The sequence below is a fragment of the Microbacterium halophytorum genome, from assembly GCF_002970975.1.
In the GTDB taxonomy this organism is placed as follows: domain Bacteria; phylum Actinomycetota; class Actinomycetes; order Actinomycetales; family Microbacteriaceae; genus Microbacterium; species Microbacterium halophytorum.
In genome coordinates this window covers 193,309-208,790 of record NZ_PNFA01000009.1, presented here as the reverse complement: position 1 = coordinate 208,790, position 15,482 = coordinate 193,309, and the positions used below count along the sequence as shown (strand labels likewise).

Here is a 15,482-nt window from a genome sequence, read left to right as displayed (position 1 = left end):
TGGTACTGCACCTGGGAGGGTGTGGGAGAGTAGGACACCGCCGAAATTAACTTCACCGAAAGGCCGACCAGCAACGCTGGTCGGCCTTTCGTCGTACCCGGGGGACGCACCCCGACGCCGCGGGCGCGGTAGGCGGTCCCGCTCTGAGGGCTCGACCCCCGCCGTCGTGGTGCGGACCCTCCTTCGCCCCCGTCCCGCGCGCAGGCGGTAGCCTGACGGGTGTGATTGAGGACATCCAGAAGCGCGCTCTGCACCGCACCCGCATCCTCGAGGGGCAGCTGCGCGGCCTCGGCAAGATGATCGAGGGCGAGGAGTACTGCATGGACATCATCACGCAGTCCCGTGCGATTCAGCGCTCGCTCGAGTCGCTCAACCGCCTGCTCCTCGAGAACCACCTGCGCACGCACGTGACGCACATGTTCGAGTCAGGGGGAGAGGACCGCGAGCAGGCGGTGGAGGAGCTGCTGCGCGCCTTCAACTTCGACGGCAAGGCCTGAGGAGCCCCTGCCGGTCCGACCGGTTACCGGCCCTCGAGCGGGCCGAGCCAGGCGGTCGCGGCCGCGGAGTGAGCCGACTCGGGGTCGGAGGGGTGGAAGCCGCCGGCCAGAACGTCGCGGTACAGGCGCGACAGCTCGTTCCGCGAGAAGTAGGAGGCGCCTCCCGCGACGAGCATTGCGTCGTCGACGATGCCCTTCGCCGCGGTCGTCGCGCGGTGCTTGACGCCCGACAGGAGCGAGAACCACCGTGCGCCGTGTCCGGCGCCGTCCTCGACGTCGCGCGCGAGCTGGGCGATCTGCGGGGGAAGCGCGTCGTACGCGATCGCCATGGCGGCGACGCGGCGCCGGACGTCCGGATCCTGCGCCGCCGCGAGCCCCGTCCTCTTCGACTTCTTCGACCCCGCGGCATCGACCGCGAGGTCGAGCGCCCGGCGCGCGACGCCCGTGTACACCGACGCGAGCAGCAGCTCGAACGCGGCGAAGATGCCGAAGACCAGCGGGTCTCCGCTCGGGCCCGGCGCGACCCTGCGGGCGACGCGATCCGGGGGCGAGACGGCGCCGTGCAGCTCCGTCGTGCGGCTCTGCGAGCCCCGCATCCCGAGGGTGTCCCAATCGTCGCGCGTGACGACCGCGTCGCTGCGGGGCACGAAGGCGAAGACGAGCTTCGGGTCATCCGGATCGGTGTCGTCGAGGCCGTGCAGGCCCAGCTGCGTCCACACGGGGGCCAGCGAGGTGAAGATCTTCGTGCCGGTGAAGGCGTAGCCGCCGCCGGCGAGCGGGCGCGCCTCGGTGTCGCTGCCGAACAGGACGAGGTCGTTGCCGGCCTCGCTGATGCCGAACGCGAACACCTCGCCGTCGGCGGCGCCGGTCAGGACGAACTCGAGATCGTCGAGGCCGCGGTCCCGGAGGATCAGGGCGACGGCGGTCCAGACGAGGTGCATGTTCACGGCGAGGGCCGTGGCGGGTGCGGCCGTCGCGAGGCGCTGCTGGAGCACGGTCGCGTCCGCGAGCCCGAGCCCCGCTCCGCCGAGCTCCTCCGGCACCAGGATGCGCAGGTACCCGGCGCTCCGCAGCTCCGCGAGGTCGTCATCCGGGAACACGTTCTCCGCGTCGACGCCGGCCGCCCTGCCCCTGATGCGCTCGAGCAGGTCATCCGGCAGGTGGGCGGCGGGGTCGAAGGCGGCGCTCATGGGCCCAGCCTACGATCACCGCGAGGGCACGGGCTCCGGCTCGCGCTGCGCCGCCGCGAGACGGTCGTGCCTCGGCTTCGAGGCGCAGGCGGTGTCGCGGCGTCGTGCCGTGTGGGCCACGCGTCTGCAGTGCGGCGCACGGCCTCGCGGGAACCCGCGGTCCTCGCCGGCGGGCGGCCGAACGGCGACGACGAACGGTGCCCCGCGCGCCGGCTACGGGCGGGCGTCCGGGAGCTGGAGGGTGCCCGTCAGCGTCTGGATCATGCCCGTGTCCGGCTGCGGGCTGGCGTCGCGGCCGCGGAGATCCGGGAACTGCCGCACGAAGACGAGCGAGGCCAGGAACGCGATGAAGGTCACCCCGAGGCCAGCGGCGAATGCGGCCTGCGGGCCGATTCCGTCGATGAGGAAGCCCGCGACGGCCGAGCCGATCGCGGCGCCGCCGAGCTGGCCGGTGTTGATCCAGCCGTAGGCCTCGGCCGACTCGCTGAACTTCACGCTGACCGAGGTGATCGCGAACATGAGCGTGAACAGCGGCGCGACCGCGAGGCCGGCGATGAACAGCGACCCGCCCAGCCACCACACGTTCAGGGAGACGGTCGTCAGGGCCACACCGACCGCCATCAGCGCCGTGCGCCGCGCCATCGACGAGGGGCGGATGGGCAGGTGGCCGAAGCCGAGGCCGCCCGACAGGCTGCCCGCCGCGAAGACGGCGAGCACCAGCCCCGCCTCGAGGCTGCCCTCGTCGAACGTGGCGACGACGCCCGTCTCGAGGCACGAGATCGCCGCGAGCACGAGGAAGCCCATGACGGTGGCCAGGACGACCGGCGGCTTGCGCAGGACGCGCCCCAGGCCGTGCTTGCTGGGTGGGATGCGCACGCTGCCGACCTCGGGAAGGGCGATGAACCACGCGCCGCCTGCCGCGTAGATCGCGACGATCATCCAGAGGGCGAACTGCGTCGAGACCTGCGTCGCGACGAACGTCGTGAGCACGGGGGCGACGATCCAGATGATCTCCTGCAGCGACGCGTCGAGCGCATACAGCCTCGTCAGCTGCGACGCGGTCACGAGCTTCGGGTAGATCGTGCGGGCCGCAGACTGCACGGGCGGCGTCGCGAGCCCGGCGAGCAGGCCGAGCGCCGCGTAGGCGGGGAAGGGGAGCCCGGGGACCGTCAGGCCGGCGAGCGCCAGCGCGATCACGGTCGTCGTCACGATCAGCACGCGCCGCATGCCCCAGCGGCCCATCCACCGGCTCGTGACGGGCCCGGCGGTGGCCTGACCGATCGAGCACGCGGCCAGGACCGTGCCCGCGAGCCCGTACGAACCCGTCATGTGCTCGATGTGCAGCAGCACGGCCAAGCTCGTCATGCCGCCGGGGAACCGCGCGGTCAGCTGAGCAGAGATGACACGGACGACGCCCTTGGCGCGCACGACCTCCCGATATCCCGACACAGGCTCAGATCCTACGCCGGATGCCGCCCGCTCGGCGCCCGTGGAGGCACCCGACGGGCACATCTGGGTGTCGGCGTCGGAGGCGACCACGACATGTCGGGGTCGCGCACCGTCGGACGCGCCGACGACACGCCGACCCGGCGCGTCCACAGGATCCGAATGTCGGTGGCCCGGCGTAGCGTTCGGGTTGTGGAGAGGAGGCGAGCCGAGGGGTCGAGAACCGCGCCGTTGTGGGCGTGTCGAGGGGTCCTCGGAATGTGGACAGATCGGTGGATCCGGCTGTGAGCGTTGTGGATGGCCTGTGGATAATCACATGCGTGTAACTACTACCCCTAGTGGTGACCCCGAAGCGCCGTCCCCATATGTAGTATTGAGGTCCGGCCACAGGTGCCGGTCCGAAGAACGAGTCTCAAGGGGAGAGAGCATGTCGATCACGGTTTACACGAAGCCCTCATGCGTCCAGTGCAACGCCACCTACCGCGCGCTGGATTCGAAGGGGATCGAGTACGAAGTGACTGACCTGTCGCAGGACCCGGAAGCCCTGGAGCAGGTCAAGTCGCTCGGCTACATGCAGGCACCCGTCGTCGTGACCGACGACGGCCACTGGTCGGGCTTCCGTCCCGACAAGATCGACGAGCTCGCCGCCCGTCTCGCGTAATGCGCGGGCGTCGCAGCTCAACTGAGGGGGAGAGATGAGTGCGGCGGCCACGGCGGTCGAAGTGCCGCTCCTGGTGTTCTTCTCGAGCGTGTCGGGGAACACCGCAAGATTCATCGACAAGCTCGGCCTGCGGGCCGAGCGCATCCCCCTCCATCGCGGCGACGAGCCGCTGCGGGTCGACGAACCCTACGTGCTCGTCACTCCGACCTACGGCGGCGGGGACGGCAACGGCGCCGTTCCGAAGCAGGTCATTCGGTTCTTGAACGACGAACGCAATCGCCAGGGCATCCGCGGGGTCATCTCCGCGGGCAACACCAACTTCGGGGCAGGCTTCTGCATCGCCGGAGACATCATCAGCCGCAAGTGCGACGTGCCGCACCTGTACCGGCTCGAACTATTCGGCACGGCGGACGACGTCGCTCGTGTGAGCGACGGATTGGAACAATGGTGGAAGCGACAGAAGTGACCGGCCAGGTCGCCGACTTCAAGCACAACCCCGCGTTCGAGGGCCTCGATTACCACGCGCTGAACGCGATGCTGAACCTGTACGACCAGGAAGGCAACATCCAGTTCGAGGCGGACAAGCGGGCGGCGCGGGAGTACTTCCTGCAGCACGTCAACCAGAACACGGTGTTCTTCCACTCGCTCCGCGAGCGGCTCGACTACCTCGTCGAGAAGGAGTACTACGAGGGCGCCGTCATCGACGCGTACCCGTTCGAGTTCGTCGAGAAGCTCAACGACTTCGCGTACGCCAAGAAGTTCCGCTTCGAGACGTTCCTCGGCGCGTTCAAGTACTACACGAGCTACACGCTGAAGACCTTCGACGGCAAGCGCTACCTCGAGCGCTTCGAGGACCGTGTCGTGATGACGGCCCTCGCGCTCGCCGACGGCGACCAGGACCTCGCGTGGAAGCTCACCGACGAGATCCTCTCCGGCCGCTTCCAGCCGGCGACCCCGACCTTCCTCAACGCCGGCAAGGCGCAGCGCGGCGAGCTCGTCAGCTGCTTCCTGCTGCGCATCGAGGACAACATGGAGTCGATCTCGCGCGGCATCAACTCGTCGCTGCAGCTGTCGAAGCGCGGCGGCGGCGTCGCCCTCCTGCTCAGCAACATCCGCGAGGCCGGCGCTCCGATCAAGCAGATCGAGAACCAGTCGAGCGGCATCATCCCCGTCATGAAGCTGCTGGAGGACTCGTTCAGCTACGCGAACCAGCTCGGCGCGCGTCAGGGCGCCGGCGCCGTGTACCTGTCGGCACACCACCCCGACATCATGAAGTTCCTCGACACCAAGCGCGAGAACGCCGACGAGAAGATCCGGATCAAGACGCTGTCGCTCGGCGTCGTCATCCCCGACATCACGTTCGAGCTCGCGAAGAACGACGAGGACATGTACCTGTTCTCGCCGTACGACGTCGAGCGCGTCTACGGTGTGCCGTTCGGCGACATCTCCGTCAGCGAGAAGTACCGCGAGATGGTCGACGACCCGCGCATCAAGAAGACGAAGATCGGCGCGCGCAAGTTCTTCCAGACGCTGGCCGAGATCCAGTTCGAGTCGGGCTACCCGTACGTCATGTTCGAAGACACGGTCAACCGCGCCAACCCCATCGAGGGGCGGATCAACATGTCGAACCTCTGCAGCGAGATCCTGCAGGTGAACACCCCGACGACGCTGAACACCGACCTGTCGTACGACCAGATCGGCAAGGACATCAGCTGCAACCTCGGTTCGCTGAACATCGCCCTCGCGATGGATTCGCCGGACTTCGGCCAGACGGTCGAGACCTCGGTGCGCGCCCTGACCGCGGTGAGCGACCAGAGCCACATCCAGTCGGTCCGCTCGATCGAGGACGGCAACGACCGCTCGCACGCGATCGGCCTCGGCCAGATGAACCTGCACGGCTACCTGGCCCGCGAGCGCGTGTTCTACGGTTCGGAAGAGGGCATCGACTTCACGAACATCTACTTCTACACGGTCCTCTTCCACGCGCTGCGCGCGTCGATGGAGATCGCGAAGGACCGCGGCGTCGCGTTCGAGGGCTTCGAGAACTCGACCTACGCAACGGGTGAGTTCTTCGACAAGTACATCGAGCAGGAGTGGGTGCCGCAGACCGCCAAGGTCGCGCAGATGTTCGAGGGCCACCACATCCCGACGCAGGCCGACTGGGCCGAGCTGAAGGAGCAGATCCAGAAGCACGGCATCTACAACCAGAACCTGCAGGCCGTGCCGCCGACGGGCTCGATCTCGTACATCAACAACTCGACGAGCTCGATCCACCCGATCGCGTCGAAGATCGAGATCCGCAAGGAGGGCAAGCTCGGGCGCGTGTACTACCCGGCGCCGTTCATGCAGAACGACAACCTGGAGTACTACCAGGACGCGTACGAGATCGGCTACGAGAAGGTCATCGACACGTACGCCGCCGCGACGCAGCACGTCGACCAGGGCCTGTCGCTCACGCTGTTCTTCAAGGACACCGCCACCACGCGCGACATCAACAAGGCCCAGATCTACGCATGGCGCAAGGGCATCAAGACGATCTACTACATCCGACTCCGCCAGATGGCCCTCGAGGGCACTGAGGTGGAGGGCTGCGTCAGCTGCACACTTTGACCGCCTGATCAGGGAATTTCGGAGATATCGAACACATGAGTGAGAAGCTTCAGCTCCTGGATCACGTCCAGGCGATCAACTGGAACCGCATCGACGACGACAAGGACGTCGAGGTGTGGAACCGCCTCGTGAACAATTTCTGGCTGCCGGAGAAGGTGCCGCTGTCCAACGACATCCAGTCGTGGAACACGCTCACCCCGCAGGAGCAGACGCTCACGATGCGGGTGTTCACGGGCCTGACCCTGCTCGACACCATCCAGGGCACGGTGGGCGCGGTCTCGCTGATCCCGGATGCGATCACTCCTCACGAGGAGGCCGTCTACACGAACATCGCGTTCATGGAGTCGGTGCACGCGAAGAGCTACTCGTCGATCTTCTCGACGCTGTGCTCGACGGAGGAGATCGACCAGGCGTTCCGCTGGTCGCTCGAGAACGAGAACCTGCAGCGCAAGGCGCAGATCGTCATGGACTACTACCGCGGCGACGACCCCCTCAAGCGCAAGGTCGCCTCGACACTGCTCGAGAGCTTCCTGTTCTACTCGGGCTTCTACCTGCCCATGTACTGGTCGTCGCACGCCAAGCTGACGAACACGGCCGACCTCATCCGGCTCATCATCCGCGACGAGGCCGTGCACGGCTACTACATCGGCTACAAGTTCCAGAAGGGTCTCGAGAAGGTCGACCAGGCCGCGCGCGACGAGATGAAGGACTACACCTTCAGCCTGCTGTACGAGCTCTACGACAACGAGGTGCAGTACACGCAGGACCTCTACGACGCCGTCGGCCTGACCGAGGACGTCAAGAAGTTCCTGCACTACAACGCCAACAAGGCGCTGATGAACCTCGGCTACGAGGGCATGTTCCCGTCGAGCGTCACCGACGTGAACCCGGCGATCCTGTCCTCGCTCTCGCCGAACGCCGACGAGAACCACGACTTCTTCTCGGGCTCTGGCTCGTCATACGTGATCGGCAAGGCCGTGGCCACCGAGGATGACGACTGGGACTTCTAAAAGTCCAGGTCAGGCCGATTTAATGCGAGCAAGCAACCCCCGTTTCATTGCGCAGCTTGGGCAGTGAAACGGGGGTTGCGTCATGCCGTGCCCACATTTTGCCCACAATCTGAAGAAGCGAGGCTCGTGAATTGACGACTGTAGTACCTCTCAGCGGCGAGGGGGCCCCACGATGGCCTGGGCGTCCCGAAGGCGCGCCGCCGTTCTCCGAGTACGTCGTCTACGTTGATGAAAGCGGGGATCACGGCCTCGCCAAGATCAACCCGGACTATCCGGTGTTCGTGCTCGCGTTCTGCATCTTCCACATCCCGACCTACGTTGGACAGATCGTTCCCGACGTCCAGCGTCTGAAGTTCAAGTACTTCGGTCACGACATGGTCGTGCTACACGAGACTGAGATACGCAAGCAGGCGCCGCCGTTCGAGATCCTCCGTGACCAGAACGTACGCGGCGAGTTCATGTCGGACATGAACGACCTCATCATCAGATCGCCATTCGCGGTCACGGCGAGCGTCATCCTCAAAGAGGAGTACCGTCTGCGCCGCGGCGAGAGCACGAATCCGTACCATGTCGCTCTCGAGCTCGGCCTGGAGCGTGTCTTCCTTCACTTGCAGTCGCTCGGCCAACGAGGCCGCCCAACCCGGGTCGTGTTCGAGGGGCGGGGAAAGAAGGAAGACGCCGAGCTTGAACTCGAATTTCGGCGCATCATGGATCGCACTCAGATGCAGGGCATGGCTCAGACGCTCGACTTCCTCTGCGCCAGCAAGCAGGCGAACAGCACCGGGCTGCAGGTCGCCGACATGATCGCCCGCCCCATCGGTCTGCACGTGCTTCGTCCTGAGCAGGAGAACCGGGCATGGGACATCATCCTGCCGAAGATGCGGACATCGCCGTCGGGGCGGGTCGATGGTTACGGGCTGAAGGTGTTCGCATGAAAAGCGAAAGGCCCTCGGATCTCCGAGAGCCTGGCGCCGATCGGGTAAGCCCAATCCACTTACAAGAACAATAGAACACGAAGCTGTGTTCCCGCCACAGGAGCGGCGAAGTCGAGTGGATCGGAACCCATCCGGGTCTGTCCGAACAGGCAGTCATGACGCGGATGCCAACCTGCGCGCGGCGCTCATGGCCATGGCGACGCCGTCGAGATCGTCGTCGAAGAGGTCGGCGTACACATCGAGGGTCATGGCTGCGGACGCGTGCCCGAGCATGCGCTGTACGACCTTCACATTGGCGCCGGCCGAGACCGCGAGCGACGCCGCCGTGTGGCGGAGGTCGTGGGGCGTGATGCGCGGGATGGTGGAGTCTGTCGCCTGCGCCTTCGCCACGGCCTTCGCGAACCAGCCGCTCTCGGCATGGGGGTAGGGCAGTGATGCGACCCCGGCGCCGAACACGTAGGCGTCCGGTGACTTGTCCTCGCAGGCTCGAGCGATCTGCTTGATGATGTGCGGGGGAATGGGGACCGTGCGCGACTGGCCGGTCTTCGGGGTTCCGGTCTCGTAACTGCCCTTCACAAGGACGGCGTTGTCCTCGACGGTGAGGCGTTTGCGCAGCATGTTCAGATGTCGAACGCGAAGCGCAACCACCTCGCCCCACCGCAGCCCCGTGTACGCGAGGAACTCGATGAGAAGCGCGTTGGGTCCGGCCGACGCGGACAGCGTCGCGACCTGCTGATGCGAGAGGTACCGAGGTGCCTTGCGGTGCTTCCTCGGCAGGGCGACGCCAGCCGCGGGGTTGACGCGGACAGCCCGCTCCCTATGGGCGATGGCGAGGATGCCTGATAGCACGAATACAATCCGACGCACTGTCTGAGCGCTTCTCGCCGAATTGAGCTCGGCTACCCAATGGGCGATCTCGTTCTGTGTGATCGTGTCGACCTGTCGAGACGCCCACTTCGGCTCGACGTGCACACGCCAGGCAGTCTCCATCGCGTGGCGCGACGAGGGCTTCAGGGGTGCGAGGCGTTCGGATTCCCAGAGTGCGTGGAAGCCGGCGACGGTCCTGCGGCCTGCAGCCGGATCGACGTAGTCGCCGGTCGCCTTCGTCACCTCGATGCTGGCGAGGTACAGGCGTGCCTCGCGCTTCGTCTTGAACCCACGCCGGTCCGTCGAAGCCCCGTTCGGCTTCCGGTAGCGGACACGGTAACGGGTACCGGATGCTGTGCTGTAGGGCGAAATCGAACCAGCCATCGGACCGTCCTTCCTGCTTCTGAGAGTGCCCAGCCGGGGACTTACGCGCTCGCCGCGTTCGAGGAGGAGCGCGTCATGTGTGTCCTTCGCGGTGAGGCAGTGGAAAACGGGATGCCAATATGCCTTAGAGAGACATGCTCCTGTAGGGGCCGGCCTGGGTCTTGAGGTAGACGCGCATCATGTGCTCGGTGACGTTGAGCTCGAGTGCGATCTGGGCGAGGTCGTCGGTGAGGCGGGCGAGCTCGGCGATGCGGCGCTTGCGGATGAGTCGGCGGGCGGCGATGCGGTCGGCGCGCTGCTCTTGTGCTGGTGTGGTGCCGACGTCGTTGTGCTCGAAGTGCACGATCTCGTGCGCGATCGCGCACCGCTCGACAGCCGTGTGGAGTGATGGTCGGACGAAGACGGCGTCGTGCTCGGCTGAGTACGCGGCGACCATTTCAGGATGGGGGAGATCGCGGTAGATCACGGGGAGGCCAAGCTCGGAGGCGTGGTGGTGAGGGTCGTAGTCCGATGCACAGGGTCCATCGGTCCAGCCGAGCCTCACGCCGTACATGTACCCGGTGCTGCGTGTGGCGTCCAGCAGCGAGTGGTCGACGAGCACTTCAGACTCCTTCGGTGTTGCTAGGCCTCGCCGTGTGACGGGTCGACGGGCGTATTGTCCTTCGATGCCGCGAGCTTCTCGACGTCGAGCTCGACGGTGTGCAGATCAATATCCCGTGCACCGGTGACATCGGCGCGCAACGTCGTGACATTCGCGGGCATGACTGCTCTCGTCTCTGCTCGACGGAGCAGCTCCTGTGCGAGCTCGACGTCGGAAAGGTCGCCGACGCCAACGCGAACCTCGCGGAGAGCCGCTTCTGAATCGGTGATGTACTCCGCCTCCGTGAGTGCCTCGATCACCGGGCGGCCGTAGCTCCGGGCGAACCTGAGGACGAACTCAACAGCAGGCTTACCGCCCTGCTTCCAGCGGGTGAAGTTGGACTTGTCAACGCCCATCCGGTCGGCTGCTTCTTTCGCGGTTACATCTCCGACGGTCTGTTGTACGTATGCCCACCAGCGCGTTTCGCTCATGCCCTCAGCCTAGTTGCATTTGCGCAACCGTGCAAGCGGTTGGAGCACTTCAATCATGGGTTGCGCAATCAGAACCGATCACTTATCGTCGATTGCACACCCGCAACAGCAGGTTGCACGAGATCAATCAGGAGGGTTGCATGCCGACGCTCACCATCGACACCGACCGGTTCGACTCCTTGCGCGCCGAACAGGGGCTCGACTTGGACAAGGACCTCGCCGCGACGCTCGGAATCAACAAGAGCACCGTTTCTCGCGTGCTCGACGGAAGCTCGGCACCCGGCCCCGGCTTCATCGCCGCCACGCTTCAGGCGTTCCCCGTCAAGTTCGAGGACGTCTTCACGATCGTCGAATCTCGCGAGGCTCGCGTCAAGGCGATACGGGAGCAGGTCCGGCGCTCGCCGCATGTTGAGGCGGTGGCGGCATGAGCGCTGCACGCGACCTCACGTCGCCGATCAACGAGGGCGGGGAGATCACGCGACGTGGCCCCGTGAACGAATCGGGGCCGCTTCGTGTCCTGACCGGAATCCCCGACGACGTCGACACGCGCCTCGCGATCGCCGACGCCGAAGCAGATATCGCCCGCACCTCGGGAAGCTACGCGGACCGGGACGACGCGATGCGCGCGCAAGGCGAAATGGCAGGTTACGCCGTCCTCAAGGGTGACACCCTCGCCACTGCGCGCCGGTGGTCGCTTCGCGAGGCCCTCATCCGCGACGCACTCCCGACCCTCGGGGAACTGCTCGCGAAGCGGCGGGTGGTGGCAGCGTGATCCTCTTCATCATCCTCGGCACGATCCTCGTGGCGCCCGGCATCACCTGGATCGGCTGGGACATGACCCGCGACCACGTGCCAGCCATCAAGCGCGCCGGACAGCTGATCCTGGCCGGCCTAGTAGCGCTCATCCTCTTCGTCGCGCTCTGCGTCGCCTCGCAGGTGCCGGCATGAGCGCACCACAGGCCCTCGTCACGCCGATCCGCCCGGGCACGACATCCACGAACGGCCGCCGCGAGTGGCTGTCACCCGCCGAGGTCTGCAACATCGTGCCCGGCATGACCATCCGCCACCTCGCCTACCTCCGTACCGAGCGCCGCGGACCCCGCTTCTTCAAGCCGACCCACAAGACCGTCCTCTACGACCGCGCCGACATCGACGCGTGGATCGACACGGGCGCCGTCACCACGCGAGACGCATCATGACCACCCTCCGCGCAGCCCTCGCCGTCGTCACGCTCACCTGCGTCGCCGTGATCATCGCCACCGGCCGCGTCAACGGCGTCGCCCTCCTCGCCCTCATCTTCCTCGGCCTCCTCACCGCCACCACCTACCGGCCGCGCTCGCTGAGGGGGCACGTCGACGTGTCGTCGAGCGGTGCGGACGGTTGCGACTGCGTGGTCGACCACGCCGAAGCCGACCTCGACGCGCTGCGCGGATCGCGCTGACTCTTCCATTCCCCTGACCCCCTCTCGATCGCTCGATTGGAGATCCTTCATGCCTACTCGTGACTTTCCCCTTGACGAGGCCCCGCCGGTCCCGGCGTCGGCTGCCACGTCGGACGACCTTCCGAACATCATTCCGCCGCGGGACAGGGCGGGCCGTCGCGCGGTCCTGACGGCCGTGCCGGCCCTTGTCGCTGTCGCGCTGCTGATCCTCGCAGGAGCGCTGCTGTGAACGCCGCGGCAATCCTCCCGGCACCGGTGAAGCTGATCGCTCGGTGGCCCCAGCACGGCAACCTCACGATCGTCGTCGACGACCAGTTCGTCTGGCTTGCGGCCGACGACGTCGAGCAGCTTGCAGAGCTCCCGTCATGGGGCGAGGGCGAGACGGTCCTCTCGGACGACTGGCCCGAGACGCGCGCCGGCGTCGCCTTCTACAGTGTCGACGCCGCGCTGACCAAGGCCCGCGCTCGAGGCAGCGAGCTGGCGCTCGCGTTCGTCGCATGGCTCGACGAGGTGCTCCCGGATCTTGTCGCCCCGGATGTCGTCGAGGGCGCCCGTCCCGACGTGACGCTGGCCGAGGCGATCCCCGTCGAGCGTGCCGCGCACCGGCTGACTGCCGAGCGCGGCGCTCGTGTGCGCCGCTCGGAGCTGTTCGACCTGCTCGTCGACGAGGGATGGCTGGAACGCATCGCGGATGGCTGGGCGACGCTCCGGCCGGCACGGGCGCATGGCTGGGCGACGATCCGTCGAGTGCCGCACCCGAACCCGAAGCTGGGGAAGCACGCGGCCTACCACCAGCCGTACATCACGCCGGCCGGCATGGATGAGCTGCGCCGCCTCCTCGACGTGAGCGTCGCCGGCGCCGACTACGGCACCAGCGCGTCCTCGAGCGCCGCCGGGTCGGAGTGCGCATTGTTCGACGAGGTGTCGTCGTGACCGGGCGGGGGAGGCCAGGCCGGCCGCGGGCAGTGTGCCCGCCGGATCACGCCCACGCGGCGACGACGGTCTGCTACATCCAGCATCGGTGCGGGTGCGAGGGCTGCCGTGACGCGAGGAGCGAGCGTGAACAGGAGCGGCGCCGGCAGAAGCTGTATGGCCGGTGGGACACGGGTCTTGTCGATGCGGAGCCGGTGCGCCGGCGTGTGCGTGAGCTGGGGGAGTACGGCATCGGCTACAAGCGTGCCGCACGTCTCGCTGGTGTGTCACCGACGATCGTGCGCGGCTTGCTCTACGGGCGGCAGGATCCGGGACCGCGTTACGGCGAGGTTCCAAAGCGGGTGAAGCGGGAGACTGCGCAGCGGATCCTCGCGGTACGGATGGACCTGTCGAGCCTCGCCGCCGGGGCGCGGATCCCGTCTCGCGGTGCCCGGCGTCGCGTCGAGGCACTCGTCGCACTCGGGTGGTCTTACTCGAAGGTGGCTGCGGCCGTGGGCCGGTCCACGGCGAACCTGATGACAACGCTCGGCGGCGACCGGGTTTACGTGTCGACGCACCTGGCGATCGATGATCTCTTCCGCCGCTGGCAACTCGTGGAGCCGCCGCATGAATCCGGCCACGACCGCGGAGCGTACACGCGGGCTCGTCGGATGGCGGCCGAACGCGGCTACCTGTCGGCGCTGGCCTGGGACGACATCGACCTCGACGATGAACCGCCGACGGTCGTCCTCGACTACGCCGCCGGTGAGGCGGCCTCGGATGTGGACGGCGCGGAAGTTGACGAGGCGGCCGTACTGCTCGCGATCGATGGTGAGCGCCCGCGGCTTACGCCGGCCGAACGACGGGAGTGCGTGCGCCGTCTTCACGCGCAGCGCTGGTCTGACGGTCGGATCGCGGCCCGGATCGACTGCGCGGCAGACACCGTGCTCCGGATCCGCCATGAGCTCGGCCTCACGGCCTACGACAGCAGCAACGACCAGACCAGGAGAGCAGCATGACCACCCCGAACGTCCAGCCGGCCGATCGTACCGACGCACCATCCGGGATCGCGGCACTCATCGCGCCGGCGGATGGAATCCATGTCGGCGTGACCGTCAGGGTCAGCCACCGGAACGCGGCAGGCCTCCGTTCCCCACGAACGGGCGAGCTCGGCGTCGTCGCCGCGGTCGCGTTCAACGGCGAGCCGACGGTTCAGCTCGACAACGGAGACATCTTCGTCGCCAGTCGCGACGTGTACTCGGTGGTCCCTGTCCAGGGCATCGAGCAGCCAGACGCTCGCCTCTCAGGCCGCTGGCGCGTCTCGTGCCGGCGCATATGGAGCGGTCACGAGGTCGTCGCCTTCTACTGGGTCGCTGAGCCGCTGGAAGCCGCAGGCGCCGAGCTTCTCACTGAGCTCGAGAAGCACGAGTTCGGCGCGCGCGTGTTCGGCATTCGGCAGTACGGACGGGCGGTCGCGTACGCGACCCGCAAGGCAAGGGAGAACCTGCGATGAGCGACGACCAGAACGAGCTCGAGCAGCTTGCCCGATACGGGCAGGAGGTGCTCGACGCCCTGCCACGGATCGTGGGCTTGGCTTCTCTCGACGATGCGATGGGCGTCGTGGCGAGGCTCGAGGCGCAGGACCCTGCTCGGCGCATGATTCTGCTGGGGGGCTTGGCGTCTGCCGGCGGCAGTCTTCTGCGCAAGACCGTGCTGGACCGCGAGGCGGCGTCGCGTCCCTGGTGGAAGCGGTGGCGGAAGCCCCGTCCGGTGCGCACCTGGTTCTCGCCGATCCTCCCGGACGGTCTCGGCCCCGGGCAGACCGCTGCCGGCCAGGCGATGAGTGCATTCGCCTCTGGCCGGAGCGACGACGCCAAAGCTCTCCTGAAGCCGTGGTGTGCGCGAGACCTGTGGGAGGACGACGAGTACGCGTACCTCCTCGTGGGGCTCGTCGTAAACCTGCGGGCCGCGCACCGCCAGGCGCACGAGATCCGCCACATGACCGAGGCGGAGGTGTCACTGTGACGTCGGCGACGCCTCGCCGCATTCACCGGGCGCCGGCGGCAACGGACCGTGTTGTGCGCTGCTGTGGCAGGCCCGTCCGCGACGTGCTCAGCGAGGACCTGAGTGCGGATCCGGCGGCGGTGACGTGCGATGGCACGTACTCGGCCTCGCAGGGCGCGACGCGCCTCACGGTCGGCCGGCTCCTCGAGTTCGAGCGTGACCGTCCGCGGCCGTGTAGCGCGAAGGACGAGGACATCCGCCAGCTGCTCGGCACGACGCCCTCGCACTACTACGTGCTCCTCGGTCGGGCGATCGACACGGACGACGCGGCCGCGCTCGACCCGATCTTCACCCGTCGCCTGCGGGAGCAGCGGGATCGCCGCCTCGCGGCACGCGCGGCTCGCGCCACGGTCCGGCCCCGCCCTGCCGCATCGCTCTGATCACCCCATCGACC

At 67.2% G+C, this 15,482-nt stretch carries 21 protein-coding genes; 16 read left to right on the top strand and 5 right to left on the bottom strand.

Annotated elements, in window-relative coordinates; all coding sequences use genetic code 11:
* The first annotated feature begins 221 nt into the window (after positions 1-221).
* Complete coding sequence (locus tag C0010_RS11235) at positions 222-497, top strand: metal-sensitive transcriptional regulator (RefSeq protein WP_105567170.1); 276 nt, start codon at positions 222-224, stop codon at positions 495-497.
* A 23-nt stretch (positions 498-520) separates the two neighbouring features.
* On the opposite strand, the gene C0010_RS11230 is transcribed toward C0010_RS11235, so the two are convergent.
* Positions 521-1,687 carry an acyl-CoA dehydrogenase family protein gene (locus C0010_RS11230; RefSeq protein ID WP_105567169.1) on the bottom strand — a complete coding sequence of 389 codons (1,167 nt, stop codon included), beginning with the start codon at positions 1,685-1,687 and terminating at the stop codon, positions 521-523.
* A 213-nt stretch (positions 1,688-1,900) separates the two neighbouring features.
* Positions 1,901-3,136 carry an MFS transporter gene (locus C0010_RS11225; RefSeq protein WP_105567168.1) on the bottom strand — a complete coding sequence of 412 codons (1,236 nt, stop codon included), beginning with the start codon at positions 3,134-3,136 and terminating at the stop codon, positions 1,901-1,903.
* Positions 3,137-3,560: 424 nt separating this feature from the next.
* Here C0010_RS11225 and nrdH point away from each other — a divergent pair, with 424 nt between their 5' ends.
* From nrdH to C0010_RS11200, 5 genes are all read left to right on the top strand, one after another.
* Complete coding sequence (gene nrdH, locus C0010_RS11220) at positions 3,561-3,794, top strand: glutaredoxin-like protein NrdH (RefSeq protein WP_105567167.1); 234 nt, start codon at positions 3,561-3,563, stop codon at positions 3,792-3,794.
* Between the two features lie 34 nt (positions 3,795-3,828).
* Positions 3,829-4,260 (top strand): class Ib ribonucleoside-diphosphate reductase assembly flavoprotein NrdI, encoded by a 432-nt coding sequence (nrdI, locus tag C0010_RS11215; protein WP_105567166.1) that lies wholly within the window; start codon positions 3,829-3,831, stop codon positions 4,258-4,260.
* Positions 4,239-6,404, top strand: coding sequence for a class 1b ribonucleoside-diphosphate reductase subunit alpha (gene nrdE, locus C0010_RS11210; RefSeq protein WP_105567165.1), 2,166 nt, complete (start codon positions 4,239-4,241; stop codon positions 6,402-6,404). Before nrdI ends, nrdE begins: the two co-directional genes overlap by 22 nt.
* Positions 6,405-6,439: 35 nt before the next feature.
* Positions 6,440-7,414 (top strand): class 1b ribonucleoside-diphosphate reductase subunit beta, encoded by a 975-nt coding sequence (gene nrdF, locus C0010_RS11205; protein ID WP_105567164.1) that lies wholly within the window; start codon positions 6,440-6,442, stop codon positions 7,412-7,414.
* Between the two features lie 131 nt (positions 7,415-7,545).
* Positions 7,546-8,349, top strand: coding sequence for a DUF3800 domain-containing protein (locus C0010_RS11200; RefSeq protein WP_105567163.1), 804 nt, complete (start codon positions 7,546-7,548; stop codon positions 8,347-8,349).
* A 153-nt stretch (positions 8,350-8,502) separates the two neighbouring features.
* Here C0010_RS11200 and C0010_RS11195 read toward each other — a convergent pair whose 3' ends face one another.
* The 3 genes from C0010_RS11195 to C0010_RS11185 form a co-directional block, all read right to left on the bottom strand.
* Positions 8,503-9,600 carry a site-specific integrase gene (locus C0010_RS11195; RefSeq protein ID WP_105567162.1) on the bottom strand — a complete coding sequence of 366 codons (1,098 nt, stop codon included), beginning with the start codon at positions 9,598-9,600 and terminating at the stop codon, positions 8,503-8,505.
* A gap of 124 nt (positions 9,601-9,724) precedes the next feature.
* Positions 9,725-10,201 (bottom strand): ImmA/IrrE family metallo-endopeptidase, encoded by a 477-nt coding sequence (locus C0010_RS11190; RefSeq protein WP_105567161.1) that lies wholly within the window; start codon positions 10,199-10,201, stop codon positions 9,725-9,727.
* A gap of 20 nt (positions 10,202-10,221) precedes the next feature.
* Positions 10,222-10,671 (bottom strand): helix-turn-helix domain-containing protein, encoded by a 450-nt coding sequence (locus tag C0010_RS11185; RefSeq protein ID WP_158685484.1) that lies wholly within the window; start codon positions 10,669-10,671, stop codon positions 10,222-10,224.
* 140 nt (positions 10,672-10,811) lie between these two features.
* Here C0010_RS11185 and C0010_RS15020 point away from each other — a divergent pair, with 140 nt between their 5' ends.
* The 10 genes from C0010_RS15020 to C0010_RS11130 all read left to right on the top strand — a co-directional run bounded on the left by C0010_RS15020 (position 10,812) and on the right by C0010_RS11130 (position 15,468).
* Positions 10,812-11,099 (top strand): helix-turn-helix domain-containing protein, encoded by a 288-nt coding sequence (locus C0010_RS15020; protein ID WP_158685483.1) that lies wholly within the window; start codon positions 10,812-10,814, stop codon positions 11,097-11,099.
* Positions 11,096-11,443 carry a hypothetical protein gene (locus C0010_RS11175; RefSeq protein WP_105567158.1) on the top strand — a complete coding sequence of 116 codons (348 nt, stop codon included), beginning with the start codon at positions 11,096-11,098 and terminating at the stop codon, positions 11,441-11,443. The genes C0010_RS15020 and C0010_RS11175 overlap by 4 nt, the downstream gene beginning before the upstream one ends.
* Positions 11,440-11,619 (top strand): hypothetical protein, encoded by a 180-nt coding sequence (locus C0010_RS11170; RefSeq protein WP_105567157.1) that lies wholly within the window; start codon positions 11,440-11,442, stop codon positions 11,617-11,619. The genes C0010_RS11175 and C0010_RS11170 overlap by 4 nt, the downstream gene beginning before the upstream one ends.
* Positions 11,616-11,870: a helix-turn-helix transcriptional regulator gene (locus C0010_RS11165; protein ID WP_105567156.1), complete on the top strand. Its 255-nt coding sequence runs from the start codon at positions 11,616-11,618 to the stop codon at positions 11,868-11,870. The genes C0010_RS11170 and C0010_RS11165 overlap by 4 nt, the downstream gene beginning before the upstream one ends.
* Positions 11,867-12,112, top strand: coding sequence for a hypothetical protein (locus C0010_RS11160; protein ID WP_105567155.1), 246 nt, complete (start codon positions 11,867-11,869; stop codon positions 12,110-12,112). The genes C0010_RS11165 and C0010_RS11160 overlap by 4 nt, the downstream gene beginning before the upstream one ends.
* A 225-nt stretch (positions 12,113-12,337) precedes the next feature.
* On the top strand, positions 12,338-13,045 hold the full coding sequence (locus C0010_RS11150; protein ID WP_105567153.1) for a phage antirepressor KilAC domain-containing protein: 708 nt from the start codon (positions 12,338-12,340) through the stop codon (positions 13,043-13,045).
* A 263-nt stretch (positions 13,046-13,308) separates the two neighbouring features.
* Complete coding sequence (locus C0010_RS11145; RefSeq protein ID WP_158685482.1) at positions 13,309-14,043, top strand: hypothetical protein; 735 nt, start codon at positions 13,309-13,311, stop codon at positions 14,041-14,043.
* Entirely contained in the window at positions 14,040-14,537 is a 498-nt protein-coding gene (locus C0010_RS11140) for a hypothetical protein (protein ID WP_105567151.1), read from the top strand. The genes C0010_RS11145 and C0010_RS11140 overlap by 4 nt, the downstream gene beginning before the upstream one ends.
* Positions 14,534-15,049: a hypothetical protein gene (locus C0010_RS11135; protein ID WP_105567150.1), complete on the top strand. Its 516-nt coding sequence runs from the start codon at positions 14,534-14,536 to the stop codon at positions 15,047-15,049. The genes C0010_RS11140 and C0010_RS11135 overlap by 4 nt, the downstream gene beginning before the upstream one ends.
* An 83-nt stretch (positions 15,050-15,132) precedes the next feature.
* A complete protein-coding gene (locus C0010_RS11130; RefSeq protein WP_198410832.1) occupies positions 15,133-15,468 on the top strand; it encodes a DUF3263 domain-containing protein in 336 nt (111 codons plus the stop codon).
* Positions 15,469-15,482 lie beyond the last annotated feature (14 nt).

What these genes read in the sequence shown, in the direction of transcription:
- C0010_RS11230 (WP_105567169.1), bottom strand. Translation starts at nt 1,687, where the DNA reads ATGAGCGCCGCCTTCGACCCCGCCGCCCACCTGCCGGATGACCTGCTC.
- nrdH (WP_105567167.1), top strand. Translation starts at nt 3,561, where the DNA reads ATGTCGATCACGGTTTACACGAAGCCCTCATGCGTCCAGTGCAACGCC.
- nrdI (WP_105567166.1), top strand. Translation starts at nt 3,829, where the DNA reads ATGAGTGCGGCGGCCACGGCGGTCGAAGTGCCGCTCCTGGTGTTCTTC.
- nrdE (WP_105567165.1), top strand. Translation starts at nt 4,239, where the DNA reads ATGGTGGAAGCGACAGAAGTGACCGGCCAGGTCGCCGACTTCAAGCAC.
- nrdF (WP_105567164.1), top strand. Translation starts at nt 6,440, where the DNA reads ATGAGTGAGAAGCTTCAGCTCCTGGATCACGTCCAGGCGATCAACTGG.
- C0010_RS11195 (WP_105567162.1), bottom strand. Translation starts at nt 9,600, where the DNA reads ATGGCTGGTTCGATTTCGCCCTACAGCACAGCATCCGGTACCCGTTAC.
- C0010_RS11185 (WP_158685484.1), bottom strand. Translation starts at nt 10,671, where the DNA reads ATGAGCGAAACGCGCTGGTGGGCATACGTACAACAGACCGTCGGAGAT.
- C0010_RS15020 (WP_158685483.1), top strand. Translation starts at nt 10,812, where the DNA reads ATGCCGACGCTCACCATCGACACCGACCGGTTCGACTCCTTGCGCGCC.
- C0010_RS11175 (WP_105567158.1), top strand. Translation starts at nt 11,096, where the DNA reads ATGAGCGCTGCACGCGACCTCACGTCGCCGATCAACGAGGGCGGGGAG.
- C0010_RS11165 (WP_105567156.1), top strand. Translation starts at nt 11,616, where the DNA reads ATGAGCGCACCACAGGCCCTCGTCACGCCGATCCGCCCGGGCACGACA.
- C0010_RS11160 (WP_105567155.1), top strand. Translation starts at nt 11,867, where the DNA reads ATGACCACCCTCCGCGCAGCCCTCGCCGTCGTCACGCTCACCTGCGTC.
- C0010_RS11140 (WP_105567151.1), top strand. Translation starts at nt 14,040, where the DNA reads ATGACCACCCCGAACGTCCAGCCGGCCGATCGTACCGACGCACCATCC.
- C0010_RS11135 (WP_105567150.1), top strand. Translation starts at nt 14,534, where the DNA reads ATGAGCGACGACCAGAACGAGCTCGAGCAGCTTGCCCGATACGGGCAG.